General features: G+C 52.5%; 14 protein-coding genes, 2 tRNA genes and 1 pseudogene. 8 read left to right on the forward strand and 9 right to left on the reverse strand.

Annotation, left to right across the window (positions count from 1 at the left end; translation table 11 throughout):
• Positions 1–1,751: PQQ-dependent dehydrogenase, methanol/ethanol family (locus Q7U49_RS09530; protein WP_304764034.1), on the reverse strand; the 1,751-nt coding region annotated here is incomplete at its 3' end.
• 367 nt (positions 1,752–2,118) lie between these two features.
• Between Q7U49_RS09530 and Q7U49_RS09535 the strand changes: the two genes are divergently transcribed.
• Positions 2,119–3,603: a PLP-dependent aminotransferase family protein gene (locus tag Q7U49_RS09535; RefSeq protein WP_304764035.1), complete on the forward strand. Its 1,485-nt coding sequence runs from the start codon at positions 2,119–2,121 to the stop codon at positions 3,601–3,603.
• Between the two features lie 382 nt (positions 3,604–3,985).
• Here the strand turns inward: Q7U49_RS09535 and Q7U49_RS09540 are convergent, their stop codons facing one another.
• Entirely contained in the window at positions 3,986–4,513 is a 528-nt protein-coding gene (locus tag Q7U49_RS09540; protein WP_304764036.1) for a PepSY domain-containing protein, read from the reverse strand.
• Positions 4,514–5,215: 702 nt separating this feature from the next.
• Here Q7U49_RS09540 and Q7U49_RS09545 point away from each other — a divergent pair.
• The 3 genes and pseudogenes from Q7U49_RS09545 to Q7U49_RS17450 form a co-directional block, all read left to right on the forward strand.
• Positions 5,216–5,617 carry an MbcA/ParS/Xre antitoxin family protein gene (locus tag Q7U49_RS09545; RefSeq protein WP_304764037.1) on the forward strand — a complete coding sequence of 134 codons (402 nt, stop codon included), beginning with the start codon at positions 5,216–5,218 and terminating at the stop codon, positions 5,615–5,617.
• Positions 5,617–6,315, forward strand: a complete 699-nt coding sequence (locus Q7U49_RS09550; protein WP_304764038.1) for an RES family NAD+ phosphorylase — start codon at positions 5,617–5,619, stop codon at positions 6,313–6,315. Before Q7U49_RS09545 ends, Q7U49_RS09550 begins: the two co-directional genes overlap by 1 nt.
• A 345-nt stretch (positions 6,316–6,660) precedes the next feature.
• A pseudogene (locus Q7U49_RS17450) lies at positions 6,661–6,831 on the forward strand (helix-turn-helix domain-containing protein); the annotation flags it as partial.
• A 322-nt stretch (positions 6,832–7,153) separates the two neighbouring features.
• Here the strand turns inward: Q7U49_RS17450 and Q7U49_RS09555 are convergent.
• From Q7U49_RS09555 to uvrC, 7 genes are all read right to left on the reverse strand, one after another.
• Positions 7,154–7,229: transfer RNA gene (locus Q7U49_RS09555), tRNA-His, on the reverse strand.
• Between the two features lie 80 nt (positions 7,230–7,309).
• A complete protein-coding gene (locus Q7U49_RS09560) occupies positions 7,310–9,220 on the reverse strand; it encodes a SurA N-terminal domain-containing protein (protein WP_304764039.1) in 1,911 nt (636 codons plus the stop codon).
• 59 nt (positions 9,221–9,279) lie between these two features.
• Positions 9,280–9,355 (reverse strand) — tRNA-Val (locus Q7U49_RS09565).
• A gap of 14 nt (positions 9,356–9,369) precedes the next feature.
• On the reverse strand, positions 9,370–9,642 hold the full coding sequence (locus Q7U49_RS09570; protein WP_304764040.1) for an HU family DNA-binding protein: 273 nt from the start codon (positions 9,640–9,642) through the stop codon (positions 9,370–9,372).
• A 228-nt stretch (positions 9,643–9,870) separates the two neighbouring features.
• Positions 9,871–10,719: a DMT family transporter gene (locus Q7U49_RS09575; protein ID WP_304764085.1), complete on the reverse strand. Its 849-nt coding sequence runs from the start codon at positions 10,717–10,719 to the stop codon at positions 9,871–9,873.
• A 32-nt stretch (positions 10,720–10,751) separates the two neighbouring features.
• A complete protein-coding gene (gene pgsA / locus Q7U49_RS09580; protein ID WP_304764041.1) occupies positions 10,752–11,318 on the reverse strand; it encodes a CDP-diacylglycerol--glycerol-3-phosphate 3-phosphatidyltransferase in 567 nt (188 codons plus the stop codon).
• Positions 11,319–11,360: 42 nt separating this feature from the next.
• Complete coding sequence (gene uvrC, locus Q7U49_RS09585) at positions 11,361–13,322, reverse strand: excinuclease ABC subunit UvrC (RefSeq protein ID WP_304764042.1); 1,962 nt, start codon at positions 13,320–13,322, stop codon at positions 11,361–11,363.
• A gap of 47 nt (positions 13,323–13,369) precedes the next feature.
• On the opposite strand from uvrC, the gene earP reads away from it, so the two are divergent.
• From earP to Q7U49_RS09605, 4 genes are all read left to right on the forward strand, one after another.
• Entirely contained in the window at positions 13,370–14,491 is a 1,122-nt protein-coding gene (gene earP, locus Q7U49_RS09590) for an elongation factor P maturation arginine rhamnosyltransferase EarP (protein ID WP_304764043.1), read from the forward strand.
• 98 nt (positions 14,492–14,589) lie between these two features.
• Positions 14,590–15,144 (forward strand): elongation factor P, encoded by a 555-nt coding sequence (gene efp, locus Q7U49_RS09595; protein WP_304764044.1) that lies wholly within the window; start codon positions 14,590–14,592, stop codon positions 15,142–15,144.
• Positions 15,145–15,225: 81 nt separating this feature from the next.
• A complete protein-coding gene (locus Q7U49_RS09600) occupies positions 15,226–16,824 on the forward strand; it encodes a thymidine phosphorylase family protein (RefSeq protein ID WP_304764045.1) in 1,599 nt (532 codons plus the stop codon).
• 4 nt (positions 16,825–16,828) lie between these two features.
• Positions 16,829–17,722 (forward strand): ribose-phosphate diphosphokinase, encoded by an 894-nt coding sequence (locus Q7U49_RS09605; RefSeq protein ID WP_304764046.1) that lies wholly within the window; start codon positions 16,829–16,831, stop codon positions 17,720–17,722.
• Positions 17,723–17,736 lie beyond the last annotated feature (14 nt).

Here is a 17,736-nt window from a genome sequence, read left to right on the forward strand (position 1 = left end):
ACACCAGCCCAGCCACCGATACCTGATAGCACGCCAACGTATTGTTTACCTTTGTTACCGTAGGTGAATGCATTACCAATCACGCCAGAACCTACCTGGAATTTCCAAAGTTCTTTACCAGTTTTATCATCCACCGCTTTAAACCAACGATCTAACGTACCGTAGAACACTAAACCAGTGGCTGTTGTTAGTACACCACCCCAAGCAGAGAACTTCTCTTTGTTGTACCATACTTTTTTGTTGGTCATTGGGTCATAAGCAGCAAAGCCACCCATCACACCGTCAGGACCCGGGAACATGGTCAATGTCGCACCAACCCATGGTTGACCAGCAACGTATTTAGACTCAACCGGCTCGTAGGTCATACATACGTGGTTCAATGGTGAATACATTAAACCCGTTTTTGGTGAGTATGCAGCTGGTTGTTGATCTTTAGTACCCAATGCAGCCGGGCAGATGCCTTTAGCATTGTAATCTTGGTGCGTTGACGCATTTGGTGTTTTATTAGGCACACCGGTTTTTAAATCAACACCAGTGGCCCAGTTCACGAATGGGTGTACTTTTTCAGCAGCAACCAATTTACCTGTATCTGCTACCCAAGTGTAAGCGAAACCGTTACGGTCATGGTGCCATGCATAAGTTTTGCCGCCTTTGTCGAACAAGATCACTTCATTCACACCATCGTAATCCCACTCATCATGTGGAGTCATTTGCATGCCCCAGCGAGCCATGCCAGTATCTACATCACGTGCAAATACAGACATAGACCATTTGTTATCGCCTGGACGTACATCCGGATTCCAAACAGAAGGGTTACCAATTCCGTAGAACACTAAGTTTGTACGGGCATCATACGGAAACCAGCCCCACACAGAACCACCACCATGTTGCCAGCCATCTTTAACCGCCTGTGGTTTTAACCAGGTACGTGTACCTAGTTCTTTTTCGCCAATTTTCAATTGGTCATGAGGTAACGGTTTAAATGAACCGCCAATTTTGTTACCGCCGTTTACGTCTTGGTAAACTGATAATGCGCTGTACTCAGGTGTATCTTTATTAAAACCTTCGCCGATTAGCACTTCAGCATCCGGGCCTGTTGAATAAGCTTTCCATGCCAATGAGCCATCTTTGATGAAGTATGCTGCAATAAAGCAACGTACACCGAACTCAGCTCCTGAACAACCTGTCAGCACTTTATCTTTAATGACGTGTGGTGCGTTAGTGTTAGTAGCGCCGACTTTTGGGTCTGTATTTGAAACAGACCAAACCTTAGCGCCTGTTTTAGCGTCTAAAGCCACCAAGTGACCGTCATTTTGTTGCAAGAAAATTTTTCCATCGCCAAAACCCATACCGCGACTTACGTTATCGCAACATAAAACAGCTTGTACTGATGGATCTTGTTTTGGGAAATATGACCAAACGATTTTTTGATTGTCGTTTAAATCAAGTGCGTATACGTTGTTTGGGAATGCTGTATGTACATACATCATGTTACCAACAACTACTGGTGAACCTTCGTGACCACGGTTTACACCTGTTGCGAATGTCCACGCTGCTTTAAGGTTTTTGATGTTGCCTTTATTTACTTGCGCTAGCTTGCTGTAGCCTTGGTTGTCGTGCTGACCACGTGGGTGCAACCAATTGTTTGAATCTTTCATTGCGGTTTCTTGGTCTGCCGCTGCTGATGCAAGCATTGGCATTGCCAAGGCTGCGCTTACCGCTAGTCCTAATACTCGTTTTTTTGTAAACATAGTTATCTCCAAAGATAATATAAAAGAGTGAAGTAAATTAACCTCAATTTGCTCACATAAAACTGGCACTAGGATGACAGGCAATTGATTCAACCACGTAATAAATGCATACAAATATGTACGCTTTTTAAATTTAATTGTTTCAATTTGTAAACGAATGTAACTGTATATAAAAAAACCGCCTTTTAGGCCATCCAGTTTTTTAATTCATGCTGGTCCACTTAATAAATTAAGCGTCCATTGAAAATTTTGGTAATATTCTCAACTTGGGTTCTCCTAGTATCCATTAAGCGTAATTTTCTGAACGAAATCACTTACTCAGAAAAAATTATGTATCACCAATATGCTGACTGGATAGGAGATGGCTATGCTAAGACCGTGGGAACTCAACGTCGATATTGCGCGTGAATCAGGCACCGCTATTCATGTGCAAATTGCACAAAAAATCATCGGCGATATTCAAAGTGGGCGCTTCACACCCGGGGTGGCACTTCCGGGCACACGAGATCTTGCCAATAAAATCAAAGTTAATCGAAAAACAGTTATTCAGGCTTATGACGAACTGATTTCTGAGGGCTGGCTGATTAGCGAGAGCAAGCGAGGAACATTCGTTTCTCCCCGGGTCCTTACTGTCAACCATCAGAACAAACCACCGCTAAAAATTCAGCATCGGGCATCACTTCCCCTCAGTAAAGAGGTAACACCTATCCTAAGCAAGCGCCAGGAACATGACTTTATCCACTTCAGCGAAGGACTACCTGATGTTCGATTATTGCCCTTTGAAATGCTTTCCCGTGCAATGCGACATGCATTGATTTTTTCTGCAAGAAATAATAAATCAGCCTACGGTGACCCTAAGGGCTCTATGATTTTACGAGAAGCTATTCTTCAAATGCTTAATATGGAGAGAGGGCTTCATGCAAATATTGAAAATTTATGCATCGTCCGTGGTAGCCAAATGGGCGTTTTTTTAACAGCGAGAGTTTTTATAGAAACTGGTGATTGTGTCGTTGTTGAGCAACTCACTAACCCGCTTGCCCGCGAAGCATTTAAAAGTTGTGGTGCTAGTATTGTGAGCGTCGCACATGATAATGAAGGAATAGATGTAGACAACCTGGAACTACTATGCGGTCAGCATAAAATACGCGCGGTTTATGTCACTCCACACCATCAGATTCCCACTACCGTATGTATGTCGCAAGAACGGAGAAAGAGGCTTCTGGCACTTGCAGAGCAATATGATTTTTTAATTATCGAAGACGATAGTGATTATGAGTTTAATTTTTCTCAAAAAGTTACCCTACCTCTTGCCAGCATACAAAAATCTAATCGCGTCATTTATATTGGCTCGCTTTCTAAAGTATTGGCGCCTGGTTTTCGAATCGGCTATATCGTGGCACCTAAAGAAATCATTCACCAGTGTGCAAACCAAGTCACCTTGATAGACCGTCAAGGTGACATTATTACAGAGTTAGCAATTGCGGAATTGCTGCATACGGGTGAAATAAAAAGGCATAATTTACGTACCCTAAAGATTTACGAAGAGCGCAGCACTTTCATCTCTAGCCTTATACATAATGAGTTAAGTGAGTTTGTGAGCTTTCGAGTGCCAGATAGCGGCTTAGCCATATGGCTTGAAATAAATCAAACAATCGATATGAATATATTAATCAGTGATGCGGAATCAGAAAAAATAAGCATATCAGCTGGCGTAAATTTTTCAGCTTCTAACTACCAGATTCCCGCCATCCGACTTGGCTTTGCTAATTTGAATAATGATGAAATTCGCATAGGCATTAAACGCCTTAAAGCTGTTTTTTTGAACCAGCAAACTAAATTGTTACGAGCATGACGTTACAAGTGAATAAAGTAATATTTTTCAAAGTTGGTGGTTGTATACAACCCTGCTGGTTGCTTATAACCAAAATCTTCAAATAATCACATTAAATAGAATTGGCAGGAAACATAAAAAATACAATATATTCAAATGGTTAAGCCGATAATAATTGATTATATAAACTTGGCACGTTTGTAGCATAAGTAATATCAGGGAATACTATCACTAGGACTTTTTACTGTTACATAATTTTAAGGGTTGTGCGTACAGTAAACTGGATAGATTCCTCACTTAAGTTTTGTTAATTTGCATGTATTAAAAAGTAGAAAAGGCGCCCTAAGGCGCCTTTTCTACTTTACCGCTATCGTAATTTTTTTAACAAAAAATGTTACAAAAATTACTCTTTACCAATTTGATAAACCTCATAACTAGCCTCTACAATCTTGCCTGTAGTCGCATCAACTTCAACTTTAATTTCTTCTCCATCAGCTTCAAGTATATCGAATTCATAAGAGGCTTTACCATCTGATTCAAGTTCATACTCTGTTTCAACCACAGTACCCGGGTGCGCCGCTAATGCGGTTGCTTTAGCTTCAGCCTCAGTCACTTTAGCCAGAGCGATGAATCTAGCATCATCGGCTTTAACTTCTTCTTCAATCTCAGTCACTTTGCCTGTTTTAGCATCACACTCAATATCCCATGATTTACCGTCGGCTGATTCAATATCAAATTCATAAATTCCTGTTTTTTTCTCAGATTTGAATTCAACTTTGACAATCTTGCCGTCGTGTTTACTAAGTGCTGCTTTAACGCATTTACCCAAACTGTCATAAGACTTAGGCTTGATTGTGTCATGCCCAGCCACTGCTGTGTTTGCAAAAAATGCTGCTGCTATTAGGGTAGCGCCCATTGTTAAACGAAACATATTAATCTCCAAATATTAATGTCAATATAAAAGCAAAAAACTACATGCTAGGCCATGCCAATTTATCACTGATAATATTTTACCAAATAATATATAGGTGATTGATTTTTTACATATTTGTAACATTTTTGGTTGTATACAGCCAATTTCAACACATACTTAACGAGTAAAACCTATAAAACGGCCAACTTATAAACCCTTGAGCTGCCCACATAATTAGCGCCTCTGGTACTTCAATCAGCGCATCGTGCTGGCCTGCACTTATCTGATGTCTAAAACAGCCATTAAATGCCTTTGTGGTATTAGTTGGTCGGGCTAGTGTTGCTGCTCGTCTGTGGATAGTGTTCGTGGTTGTTATGAGATGTTGTATTGATTAAACTCGGTTACAAAATAGCTACGAAACTCCAACACCACTAGGCGTAAAAAAGCCCCACAACGCTGTGAGGCTTATACATACTGGGGTGGCTGATGGGGTTCTACCCCACCGATTTCTCAAGTCAGCGTTAATCAATGCGTACAAGCTCATTGTAGCGTACAAATCCAGAAATAAGTGCAACCGTAAGTGCTACCCCTATTAAATCCACCGCCCGATATAGTCCGTCAGATAACCAGACCATATACGCTGATGCATGTTTACTTTTGTAAACACAAAGTGTAGTATGTGCAACATATTATGTTGCATTTATACGGACGGAGGGTATGATGACCGCCACACAAACAGCATCAGCAGGCAAAGGAAGGGAGATCGACCGTGCAAAAATCACGCCTATGCTCCTCAAAATGTTTGAGCTTTGGAACTTAACCACCGAAGAGAAGCTTGCTGCTCTTGGTTTGTCTACCGACAACCGAGCTGCACTTACACGGTATAAAAAAGGTGAAGCTATTTCTGCAAGCAGAGATATGTTGGATCGTGCCGGCAACTTGTTAGCCATCCACAAAGACTTGCGTTTACTTTTCCCAAAGAATCCGGAGTTGGCCTACACCTGGATGAAAACTAAAAACAGGGCGTTGCATGGCAACACACCGATTGAGACGATTGCCGAAATGGGCTTCCCTGGTTTGTTGTATGTGCGTAGCTACTTAGATCGCGCTCGTGGCAACTAATGGATTCGTTATTTTCTAACCTGACTCTCACTGATATTCATCAGAATATCGCGAGAAATATTGTCTCATTAAGAGTCTCTGAAGATTTGTTCGACGACCTGACCGATGATCCAGAAGCTTGGCAAGCTGCCCAGCTTTTGGAGATGGAAACCAAACCCAAATTATTCAATTCTCATCAGCCAATTATTGACCGGCCATTTGAAGAAGCTGAATGGAATACTGCGATTGGCTACCCATTCCAGAACTCTTCACAAAGCAGATTCTCTGATGGCTCTTTTGGCGTTTGGTATGGTGCTGACTCTATCGAAACCACAGTGCATGAAACAGCTTATCACTGGCAAAAAATCCTATTGGATGACGCAGGCTTCAATAAACCTGGTGTCGAGATAGAGCGTAGAATCTTCATGGTGCAATGTGATTCACTTCTTATAGATTTGCGTCCTGAAATTAAATCACACCCTGAATTACTTCATCCAACTGATTACAGCGCCACGCAATCGATCGGAAGAAAACTGCATCGTGAAGGACATCCAGGTCTAATCACTAACTCAGCTAGAGTTAGGCATGGTGATGTCTATGCGGTATTTACACCAAAAGTGTTATCAAACCCTGCGCATACATGCTTTCTAACTTACAGAACCACAGCAACCGGCGTTGAAGTTGAAAGAACAGTAGGTGAAATTTGGATGACAATTTGATATCGTGACAATCTTGTTAAGCCTCAAGTTAAGTGTAGTCAAATTGAACCTTTGATTTGATTATCTAATTTTTTATAAGATCAGGCTACCGCCTCAGCGGTAAGCAAAAATTAAGGATAATCAATAGCTGCATTGGCATTCCAAGTGAGGATCAAGTTACAACTGCAAATCTGCATACATAGAAGGTCAACACTTAGTTGGTAATGTTCCAGAATATTGGTGGGAGTTGACTATTGCACAAAGATTTCCAGCAAATGAAATAAAAAAAGCTGGTTATCCAACTGAAAAGCCATGGCTTTAAACAACTAATATACGTCGCCGATCTTGTAAAGGCAAAAGGGATTTGCTCAAGAGAAACTTGGATTAGAAGCTGGGGTTGATAGAACGCTAGCGAGTAAAATTGAGTGTGAAATTGCCAATCCATCATTAGAGATACTAACTAAACTTGCCTGCCAATTAGGTGTAACTGTAGCTGAGCTGCTTTCAAAAGATTTTAGTCAAAGCGACAACCCTTAAATTTTTTTTAAAATAAAATTTTTAGATTAGTGTTTTCAAAACTCAAGATTGATTATCCAAAACCGACAGTATAAGTGCGGCAGGTGCGCATTAAAAAGGGGTGATACCCCCACCGTGGGGTCACACGGTTTTAATAATTCCTTATTGTCTGAACTTTGCTCCACAGAACTTTATACCAGCGGGTAGATTGTTACTGCTTAGACTTTTTGATGGGGTTAGATATCTATAGAATAACGGCTAATCGTAGCTACAAATCAGCTACAAATTTCCAAAATCGCTAGAAGCAAAAAAAGCCTCACAATGATGTGAGGCTTACAAATACTGGGGTGGCTGATGGGGCTCGAACCCACGACAACAGGAATCACAATCCTGGACTCTACCAACTGAGCTACAGCCACCGTGGGAAAAATTATAACCGATGAAACTTCAGGCTGACCTCAAAACCATCGATAGCTCACCTTGAAAATCACCGGACAGTCTATTGTTTTTTCTCTGGATTGGGAACCAGGATTTCAGCTTTGAGTTTTTCCTTGAGCAAGGCGTAATAGGCTTGCGACTCAGCTCCCGTCCACCACTGCGCATACTGGCCACGGCTCTGGACCAGACTGGCTTGTGCCGCGGCTTCGCGCGCTACCACCCGGTTGACCCGAACGGCGGCGTAACCTTGCGGACCCAAATCAACACCAGCCCAGGCGGGCAACTTGGCAGTGTCGACCCGCAACGCAGCCAGCAGAACCGGCGCTGGCAAATTGAGCGCCTGGTCACGCGACACGACTTGGGCAGCTGGCAGATTTGCAGGAGCAGTCCCTGCTTGCCACAGCGCCAGTTTCTCTGCACCTTCTTTTTTCGCCAACTCGGCAGCTTGGGTGGCAAGCACCTGGGCCTGAACCTGCGCTTTGACTTCGGCCAAGGCCAATGTCCGGGCTGGCTGATGTGTTACCACACGCCCCGCAACCAATTGATTGGCAGCCGTTTCAATCGCCTCGGTGTTGCGCTTGTTGCTCAGGGTATCGGCTGAAAACAAGGCACTGAGGACTTTCTCGTTGGCCAGCACACCCGAGACGCCCGGTAAAGGCTGGCGCGTCACCTTGTCGGCGGTTTTGATCTCGAGTTTGAGCTTGTCAGCCACCGGCTTCAGGCTGTCAGACTGCTCGTACACCGTGTTGGTGAAAATCTCGGCAATTTCTGCAAACTTGCGTTGCGCTTGCTGACCCTTCAGGTCAGTTTCAAGGCCCGCCCGAAGCTCGTCAAAGGAACGTTGTTGCGGCAGTTTGATGTCGGTGAGTTGGATGATGTGAAAACCAAAGTCAGACTCCACCACGTCACTGATAGCCCCCTTTTTCATCGCAAAGGCAGCGTCTTCAAACGGTTTCACCATGGCCCCGCGGGCAAAAAATTCCAGGTCACCACCTTTGGCGGCAGAGCCTGGATCCTGCGAGTTCTTGCGGGCCAGGTCGGCAAACCCGGACGGGTTGGCACGCACCGTCTTCAGCAACTCTTCGGCCTTGAGTTTTGCTTTTTCACGCTCGGCAGCGGCAGCATCCTTGGGTGCAGTGATCAGGATGTGGCTGGCACGACGCTCTTCAACACCACTCAAGCGCTGCGCGTTTTGCTCATAATAGGCCTTCAATTCGGCCTCGGGAATCTGGATGCCCTTCTTGACCGCGTCAAGATCAAGCACCACGTATTCCACTTGGGCTTGCTCAGGCGCTTGAAAAAGAGCTTGATTCTTTTGGTAGAAGGCATCCAACTCGGCCTCGGTCGGATTGAGCTTGGCGACGTAGTCTTTGGTCAGAAAGTTGACAAGCTGAACTTCGCGTTTTTCAAAAAATGCGTTCAAGGCCACATCAGCCACCGCCGGCACAACAAAGCCAGAGGCGCTGACAGCCACTTCAATCTGCTGGCGCGCCAAATCAAATCGCACGTTATTCTCAAACCCCTCTGGCGTCAAACCCTGGCTGGCAGCCAACTGCCGGTAACGGTCCATGTCGATCTTGCCGTCCGCCTTGCGCAAGGAGGCAATGGTGGGATCTTCCTGTAGAAATCGGGCCAGGCGCCCATCGCTGGTGGAGAGTCTGGCCTGGTCAGCCGCCTGTGCCACGACCTGCTCGCGCACCAAGCGCTCCAGGGTGGCGTAGCGGGCTTCAGGGGAGTCAAGCAACTTGGCATCAATGTTGGGCATGGACGCACGCAGGCGGTCTGCTTCTGCCCGGTGCGCTGCGTCCCACTGCGCTTGGGTGATGTCCGTGCGGCCCACACGGGCCACAGGCACATCCGTCTCGTTCATGCGGCTGTACCCATCAATCCCCAACAGCACAAAAGAGGGAATGATGAGCAAAAACATCACCATCATCATGATTCTGGTGTGTTTCCGGAAAATATCGAACATGCGCAAACTCTCCTGTGAGGCAACAAAAAAGGCGAACACAGTGTTCGCCTTTGTGCGGGTGGTGGGTGATGACGGGCTCGAACCGCCGACCTACGCCGTGTAAAGGCGCCGCTCTACCAACTGAGCTAATCACCCCACCGAAAACGGATTCAGTTCAAGGCATCTTTCAATGCCTTGCCCGGACGGAACTTGGGAACCTTGGCTGCCTTGATTTTAATCGAAGCGCCGGTGCGCGGGTTCCGGCCGGTTCGGGCAGCACGCTTGCCAACCGCAAAAGTGCCAAAGCCAACCAAGGCGACCGAGTCACCTTTTTGCAGGGTCGACTTGACAGCTTCGATGGTGGACTCCAGAGCGCGCGCAGCAACCGCTTTGGGAATATCAGCATCGGTCGCGATGAAATCAATTAGTTCAGTCTTGTTCACAAAAAACCTCTCACGGGAGTTGTAGTCGAATGTCTCTTGAATTTTTTGGGGGAATGGAATCCTACCGCCTGAAAAACACCGGGTCGAGTTGTTATGTTCAGGTAATTTCTTCTTGGAAAAATGGATTCTAGACGGGTTTGACCCATCAGCCAGTATTGATATGGCAAATTTTTCAGGGCTCACAGTTGCAGGCAATGACCCTTCCCGTTTCGGCAGTGTCTATCAGCATCAGCCCCCCTTGGGCTGGCGCACCACCAGCGCCACCCCCAAAGCCGTCAGCAGGGTTCCCAACACCGTGGTGAGCGTGATGGGTTCGGCAAACAAAATCCAGGCAATGAAGGCCGTGACCGGTGGCACCAGGTACATCAGGCTGGTGACCGAGGCCGCTGCGCCTTTCTGGATCAGCAAATACAGCAGTGAACTTCCTCCCAGCGTCAGGACGATCGCCGACCAGGCGATGGCGCCCAACAGTTCGGCGTGCCAGCGGATGGCTTCAAGCTCCAGCGCAGCCAGGGGCAAGGTCACCAACAAGGCGGCTCCCAACTGCACGGTGTTGGCCGTGCGCACGTCACACGAGGTGACAAAGCGCTTTTGGTACAGGGTGCCAATGGTGATGCTGAACAAGGCGCCCACGACCAGCGACATATTGAGCCAATTGGCCTCGCCGCCAGTGCCAAACTTGCGCGACACCACCATCACCAGCCCGACAAACCCCAGCACCAGACCCCACCATTGACGCCTCAATATCTTGCTGCCAATGGCCGCCAGCCACAGCGCAGTAAGCACGGGTTGCAAACCCACAATCAGCGCTGACAGGCCGGAACCCATGCCGAGCTTGACAGCCGCCCAGACGCCACCCAGGTAGCCGGCGTGCATGAACACGCCCGTAACGGCCAGGTGCAGCCACTGGGTGCGATGGTTTGGCCACTTGACTTTCGCCAACACAATCCAGATGAGGAAACAGGCGATGGACAGGGCGTATCGAATCGCCAGGAATTTGAAGGGCGGCGCATGGGGCATGCCGTAGCGTGCGACGATGAAACCCGTGCTCCAGATCAGCACAAACACCGCCGGCATGGCCCGGATCAGGGGCCGCTCAAGGGAGACCGTCACTGCACGCGCGACCTGATTTCAGGTAAGGCTTTTTGCAGGTAATAGATCATCGACCAGACCGTCATCACCGCCGAAATCCAGATCAGCCAGACGCCCCAAAGATGGGTGTTGATGACCCCGAACAGCATGCCGTCGAACAACAAAAAGGGGATGGCCACCATTTGCGCGGTCGTTTTGAGCTTGCCGATCATGTGCACCGCCACGCTCTTGGCCGCGCCAATCTGCGCCATCCATTCACGCAGGGCCGAGATGGCAATTTCGCGGCCAATGATGATCAGCGCCACAAAGACATCGGCCCGCCCCAGATGCACCAGCACCAGCACGCAGGCGCAAACCAGAAACTTGTCGGCGACCGGGTCAAGAAACGCGCCAAAGGCAGACACCTGGTTGAGCTTGCGCGCCAGGTAACCGTCAAGCCAGTCGGTGGCGGCAAACACCACAAACATGACGGTGGCGACCAAATTTTTGGTGTCGGGGCCAATTGGCAGGTAAAACACGCCCACGATCAATGGGATCGCCACAATGCGCGCCCAGGTCATGAGGGTGGGGATGGTCCAGAACATGCCTCAATTGTGGCATGCGTTACTTCTAAAAAAGCTGACGTGTCAGTGCAGGGCGCGGTAAATTTCTGCCGCCAAGTCAGTGGAAATACCTTCGACCTGGGCAATGTCGGCCTCGGAGGCCAGCGCCACGCCGCGCACGCCGCCAAAGCGCTGCAGCAAACGCGCGCGCCGTTTCGGGCCGATGCCAGGAATTTCTTCCAGCTTGCCGCCGTCCATGCGCACCTTGGCGCGTGCCGCACGCATGCCGGTGATGGCAAAGCGGTGCGCCTCGTCGCGGATCTGCGCCACCAGCATCAGCGCCGCAGAATCCTTGCCCAGGTACACCTTGTCGCGGCCATCGGCAAACACCAGTTCTTCCAGGCCAATGCGCCGGCCCTCACCCTTTTCCACCCCCACGATCAGCGACAGGTCCAGCCCGAGCTGCTCAAAGACCTCGCGAGCCATCGACACCTGGCCCTTGCCACCATCGACCAGCACCAGGTCTGGCAGGCGCCCGGTGCCGGCCGGCACCACGCCGGAACGCTTGGCCTCAGCCAGGGTTTCGGCCAGCTTGCCGTAGCGGCGCAACAGCACCTGGCGCATGGCGGCATAGTCGTCGCCCGGCGTGATGTCGCTGATCTTGAAACGCCGGTACTCGGCGCTTTGCATCTTGTGGTGGTGAAACACCACACACGAGGCCTGGGTCGACTCACCCGCGGTGTGGGAGATGTCAAAACATTCCACCCGCAGCTCGTCAAGATTGTCCAGCGCCAGGTCCAGCGCCTCCACCAGCGCGCGGGTGCGGGCCTGCTGCGAGCCTTCTTCGGCCAGCAGCCGGGCCAATTGCAGGCCCGCATTGGTTTGTGCCATTTCCAGCCAGACCCGGCGTTGCTCGCGCGGGTTGTGCACGGCGCTGATCTTGACCCCGGTTTGTTCGGACAGTGCCTGCAACAAGCCCTTGTCCACCGGCACACTCACCACCAGTGAGGGCGGCGCGGGCACATTGAGGTAATGCTGGGCAATGAAAGCATCGAGCACCTGCATTTCCACGCTGCGCACAGCAGCCACGGTGTCGCCGGCGTCTGGGTCGTCGAGTTCGGCCGCGTCTTCGACATGGACCGGAAAATACGGCCGATCCCCCAGATGCCGACCACCGCGCACCATGGCCAGGTTGACGCAGGCGCGACCGCCCTGCACCTTGACTGCCAGAATGTCGACGTCGCGGTCGGAAACGTTGTCCACCGACTGCTGGTGCAGCACGTTGGAGAGCGCTGCCACCTGGTTGCGCAGCTCGGCAGCCTGCTCGAATTCGAGCTTGTCAGCGTAGGCCATCATGCGGGCCTCAAGCTCGCGCATGACCTCGCGCGCGTCGCCGTTCAAGAAGCGCTCCGCATCGGCCAAGTCCTGGGCGTAAGCCTCAGGTGAAATATGCCCCACGCACGGCCCCGAGCAACGCTTGATCTGGTACAGCAGGCAGGGCCGGGTGCGGTTGCTGAACACCGGGTCTTCGCAGGTGCGCAAGCGGAACACCTTTTGCATCAACAGAATGGCTTCCTTGACCGCCCAGGCACTCGGATAAGGGCCGAAATAATGGTGTTTTTTTTCGACCGCACCGCGGTAGTACGCCACGCGGGGAAATTGCTCGCTGCCGCTCTTGCCCAGCGCCGTGATCTTCAAGTAAGGGTAACTTTTGTCGTCCCGAAACAGGATGTTGTACTTGGGGTTGAGCGTCTTGATCAGGTTGTTTTCCAGCAGCAGCGCCTCGGCCTCGGAGCGCACCACGGTGGTCTCCAGCCGGGCGATCTTGCTGACCATGTAGCCAATGCGGGTGCCGCCATGGTTTTTCTGGAAATAACTCGACACCCGCTTTTTCAGGTTGATGGCCTTGCCCACATAGAGCACGTTGCCTTGAGCATCGAAATAGCGGTAGACGCCAGGTAGCGCCGGCAGACTGGCGACATCGCTGAGCACCTGCTCGGGATGGGCTGGCGTTGGGGCGGAGTCAGTGACCACAGCGGCTGACATGTTGGGAGCGTTTTCAGACATAGGCCCGTATTGTGGACAATCCGGCCATGCCATGTGAAACGCCCCACCCCACCCCGCACTGGGATATTTTTTGCCGGGTCATCGACAACTTTGGCGACCTCGGCGTGTGCTGGCGTCTGGCCTGCGATTTGGCCGGGCGCGGTCAGGTGGTGCGCCTGTGGGCCGATGATGTGTCCGCGCTGGCCTGGATGGCGCCGCAGGGCGCGCCTGGGGTTGAGGTCAAGGTCTGGACCACACCCCTGGACATGACCGACATCAAGCCTGGCGAGGTCATGCTGGAAGCCTTTGGTTGCACGATCGATGAGGCATTTGTCGCTGAATACGCACGAAAAATAAGGGAAAAAGGCCAAAAATGCGCCTGGATCAATCTGGAATACCTGAGCGCCGAAGACTTTTCAGCGCGTTGCCACGGCCTGCCCTCCCCAGTCATGAGCGGGTCCGGGCGCGGTTTGACAAAGCATTTTTTCTACCCGGGCTTCACCACCGGCACGGGTGGCCTGTTGCGCGAGCCGGATCTGCTGGCGCGACAAGCCCGTTTTGACCGCCAAGCCTGGCTGGACGACCTGGGCCTGCCTTGGCAGGGCGAGCGCCTGGTGTCGCTGTTTTGTTATGAACCCGCCGGCCTGGACGCCCTGCTGCTCAGCCTGGCCAGTGGCGCCCAGCCGAGCTGTCTGCTGGTGACGCCCGGGCGGGCCAGTGCCGCCGTGCGTGCCGAGCTTGCAAGAATGAACACGCTTGACCCCTCCTGGAACCAGCGTTCGGTGTTGTCGGTTTTTTACCTACCCCAACTCAGTCAATTTGATTTTGACCACTTGCTGTGGGCCAGTGACGTCAATTTTGTGCGCGGCGAAGACTCGCTGGTGCGCGCGCTATGGGCTGGCAAACCGCTGGTGTGGCACATCTACCCGCAACACGACGGCGTCCACGCCCACAAGCTTGCCACCTTTCTGGACTGGCTGCAGGCGCCCGCCTCGCTGCGCGCGTTTCACCGGCGCTGGAATGGCCTGGATGCGCCAGGCCCCGGCTTGCCGGACGCGGCGTTCGAACCCGAGCGCTGGCAGGACTGCATGACGCAGGCGCGTGCAAAACTGCTGGATCAGGCAGACTTGAGCACCCAACTGCTCAACTTTATTGCAAAAATCCCTTAAAATAGTGCGTTTTGCGGCACAGACTTGAAATGACCAAAGTCCAGACCGCCCTCGCCGCCTGACGCGCGGCCTACTTTCATCGTTACGTTTCCTCTCATATGAAAATCGCTCAAGAAATTCGCGCCGGCAATGTCATCATGCACGGCAAAGACCCCATGGTCGTCCTGAAAACCGAATACGCCCGCGGTGGCCGCGGTGCCGCCACCGTGCGCATGAAGCTCAAGAGTCTGATCGCCAACTTCGGTACCGAAGTGGTGTTCCGGGCCGATGACAAAATTGACAATGTGATCCTCGACAAGAAGGACTGCACCTATTCGTACTTTGCCGACCCCATGTACATCTGCATGGACCAGGAATACAACCAGTACGAAGTCGAAGCCGAAAACATGGGCGACTCGCTCAGCTACCTCGAAGACGGCATGCCACTCGAAGTGGTGTTTTACGACGGCAAGGCCATTTCGGTCGAACTGCCGACCAGCGTGGTGCGTGAAATCACCTGGACCGAGCCAGCCGTCAAAGGCGACACCTCGGGCAAAGTGCTCAAGCCCGCCAAATTGGCCACCGGTTTCGAAATTGGCGTGCCAATTTTTGTGGCCCAAGGCGACAAGGTCGAAATCGACACCCGCACCGGCGAATACCGCAAGCGCGTCTAAAAAACGGCCCTGCTGGGCGCACCCTCAAAAGGCTTCTTCGGAAGCCTTTTTTTATTGGATTTTTCGGTGTAGGCTACGGTCATGAAGCACGACCCAGCGCAACAAGTCTCTCCGGTTGAACAAGCACCCCAGGACCTGACTGGTTCCCGGCTCGCTCTGCGCCGGGTCGCCATTGATACCTACCGTGAAAACGTGGCCTACCTGCACCGCGACTGCGCGCTGTACCGGGCCGAGGGGTTTCAGGCGCTGTCCAAGATTGAAGTGCGCGCCAACGGTCAGCACATTGTGGCCACTTTGAACGTGGTGGACGATGTCGCCATCGTTGGCTGCACTGAACTTGGGCTGTCGGAAGATGCTTTTTTACAGCTTGCCGTCGCACCCGGCCATGTGGTGTCGGTGGCGCAAGCCGAGCCGCCTGCCTCCATTGGTGCACTCTACCGAAAAATTGCCGGTGAACGCTTGGGGCGTGAAGATTTCACGGCCATCGTCAATGACATCGCCGCGCTGCACTACTCAAAAATCGAACTGACGGCCTTTGTGGTGGCGACCAACCGGGATGAACTGGACCGCGAGGAAGTCTATTTTTTGACCGAGGCCATGGTCGGCGTCGGCAGAAAACTCGACTGGCATGACAGCCTGGTGGTCGACAAGCACTGCATCGGCGGCATCCCTGGCAACCGGACCTCGATGCTGGTGGTGCCGATCGTGGCGGCACACGGCCTGCTGTGCCCCAAAACATCGTCGCGCGCCATCACCTCGCCCGCGGGCACCGCCGACACCATGGAAGTGCTGGCCAACGTGGAGCTGCCATTTGAGCAGTTGGCCGACATCGTGCGCGACCACCGCGCCTGCCTGGCCTGGGGCGGCACCGCCAAGCTGTCGCCGGCTGACGACGTGCTGATTGCGGTGGAGCGCCCGCTGGCGATCGACTCGCCTGGCCAGATGGTGGCTTCCATCCTGTCGAAAAAAATCGCCGCCGGCTCGACCCACCTGGTGCTGGATATTCCGATTGGTCCAAGCGCGAAAGTGCGCTCCATGCCCGAGGCGCAGCGGCTGCGCCGGCTGTTCGAATATGTCGCTGGTCGCCTGCACCTGTCGCTTGACGTGGTCATCACCGATGGGCGGCAACCGATCGGGCGCGGCATTGGGCCGATGCTGGAAGCACGCGACGTGATGCGCGTGCTGGAGAACGACCCGCTGGCGCCCAACGACCTGCGGCAAAAGGCTTTGCGCCTGGCCGGGCGGCTGATCGAATGTCACCCCGATGTGCGCGGCGGCGACGGTTTTGCCATTGCCCGCGACATTCTGGATTCGGGCCGCGCGCTCGCCAAGATGAACGCCATCATTGCTGCCCAGGGCGCCAAGGATTTTGATTACAACAAACCACCGTTGGGGCTGTTGAGCTTCGAGGTCTGCGCATCCACCGACGGCGTGGTCACCAACATTGACAATTTGCAGGTGGCGCGAATTGCCCGCTTGGCCGGTGCGCCCAAAGTGGCCGGCGCGGGCATCGATCTTTTTCGCAAACTTGGCGATGCGGTGGTGGCGGGCGACGTCTTGTACCGGGTCCATGCCAGTTTTCAAAGCGACCTGGGCTTTGCGCGCCAGGCCAGCGCGAAATGCAACGGTTACACCCTTGGCAAGGCCAGTGAAGTGCCGCACGTCTTTGTGGAGTTCTGACCCCATGCTGCTGTATTTTGACGATGAGTTGAACGGCGCCTCGCGTCTTGCGCAGGCAGCCCAGTTGCCCGCCCGCCTGATCGAGCGGCACCGTTTTCCCGATGGTGAGATCAAGCTGCGCCTGCCCGAAGTCCTGCCCGCAAAGGTGGTGATGTTGCGCACGCTGAACGACCCGAATACCAAACTGGTTGAACTGCTGCTGGTGGCACAGACCGCGCGCACGCTGGGTGCCACTCACCTGACGCTGGTGGCACCGTACCTGGCCTACATGCGCCAGGACATGGCTTTTCGTCCGGGCGAGGCCATCAGCCAGCGCATTGTCGGCAAGTACCTGGCCGACTTGTTTGACGCGGTGATCACCGTCGACCCGCACCTGCACCGGGTGACCACACTACAGGAAGCCGTGCCACTGGCGCAGGCACGGGTGCTGAGCGGGGCGCCTTTGTTGTCGGACTGGATAGCCGCGCAGCGGCAGCGCCCCCTGCTGATCGGCCCTGATGAAGAGTCGGCACAGTGGGTGGCGCTGGCGGCGGCACGCCATGGCTTTGATCACGCGGTCTGCCGCAAAGTGCGCCACGGTGACCGTGACGTCGCGGTGGCGTTGCCCGATGTGATCATGGCCGGTCGCCAAGTGGTGCTGCTTGACGACGTGGTCAGCACCGGCCACAGTGTGGCCGGCGCGGCGCAACTGCTGCTGGCGGCAGGTGCTGCGTCAGTGGACGTGGCAGTGACCCACGCCTTGTTCTCGGGTGACGCGCTGCAGCTGATGCAGGCCGCAGGCATTGGCGAAGTCTGGAGCACCGACTGCATCGAACACCCGAGCAACGTCGTCAGCATGGCCAGCGCGCTGGCTGCCGCCCTGGCGCAGCTTCAGACCGTCAGTGACGATCAAAAATAATTGAAATCTGACCC

The organism is Rhodoferax sp. (genome assembly GCF_030653815.1).
Taxonomy (GTDB): domain Bacteria; phylum Pseudomonadota; class Gammaproteobacteria; order Burkholderiales; family Burkholderiaceae_C; genus Rhodoferax.

Excerpts from the sequence above, each read along its gene's own strand:
- Q7U49_RS09535 (WP_304764035.1), top strand. The coding sequence starts at position 2,119 with ATGCTAAGACCGTGGGAACTCAACGTCGATATTGCGCGTGAATCAGGC.
- Q7U49_RS09540 (WP_304764036.1), bottom strand. The coding sequence starts at position 4,513 with ATGTTTCGTTTAACAATGGGCGCTACCCTAATAGCAGCAGCATTTTTT.
- Q7U49_RS09545 (WP_304764037.1), top strand. The coding sequence starts at position 5,216 with ATGACCGCCACACAAACAGCATCAGCAGGCAAAGGAAGGGAGATCGAC.
- Q7U49_RS09550 (WP_304764038.1), top strand. The coding sequence starts at position 5,617 with ATGGATTCGTTATTTTCTAACCTGACTCTCACTGATATTCATCAGAAT.
- Q7U49_RS09560 (WP_304764039.1), bottom strand. The coding sequence starts at position 9,220 with ATGTTCGATATTTTCCGGAAACACACCAGAATCATGATGATGGTGATG.
- Q7U49_RS09575 (WP_304764085.1), bottom strand. The coding sequence starts at position 10,719 with ATGCCGGCGGTGTTTGTGCTGATCTGGAGCACGGGTTTCATCGTCGCA.
- pgsA (WP_304764041.1), bottom strand. The coding sequence starts at position 11,318 with ATGTTCTGGACCATCCCCACCCTCATGACCTGGGCGCGCATTGTGGCG.
- uvrC (WP_304764042.1), bottom strand. The coding sequence starts at position 13,322 with ATGTCAGCCGCTGTGGTCACTGACTCCGCCCCAACGCCAGCCCATCCC.
- earP (WP_304764043.1), top strand. The coding sequence starts at position 13,370 with ATGCCATGTGAAACGCCCCACCCCACCCCGCACTGGGATATTTTTTGC.
- efp (WP_304764044.1), top strand. The coding sequence starts at position 14,590 with ATGAAAATCGCTCAAGAAATTCGCGCCGGCAATGTCATCATGCACGGC.
- Q7U49_RS09600 (WP_304764045.1), top strand. The coding sequence starts at position 15,226 with ATGAAGCACGACCCAGCGCAACAAGTCTCTCCGGTTGAACAAGCACCC.
- Q7U49_RS09605 (WP_304764046.1), top strand. The coding sequence starts at position 16,829 with ATGCTGCTGTATTTTGACGATGAGTTGAACGGCGCCTCGCGTCTTGCG.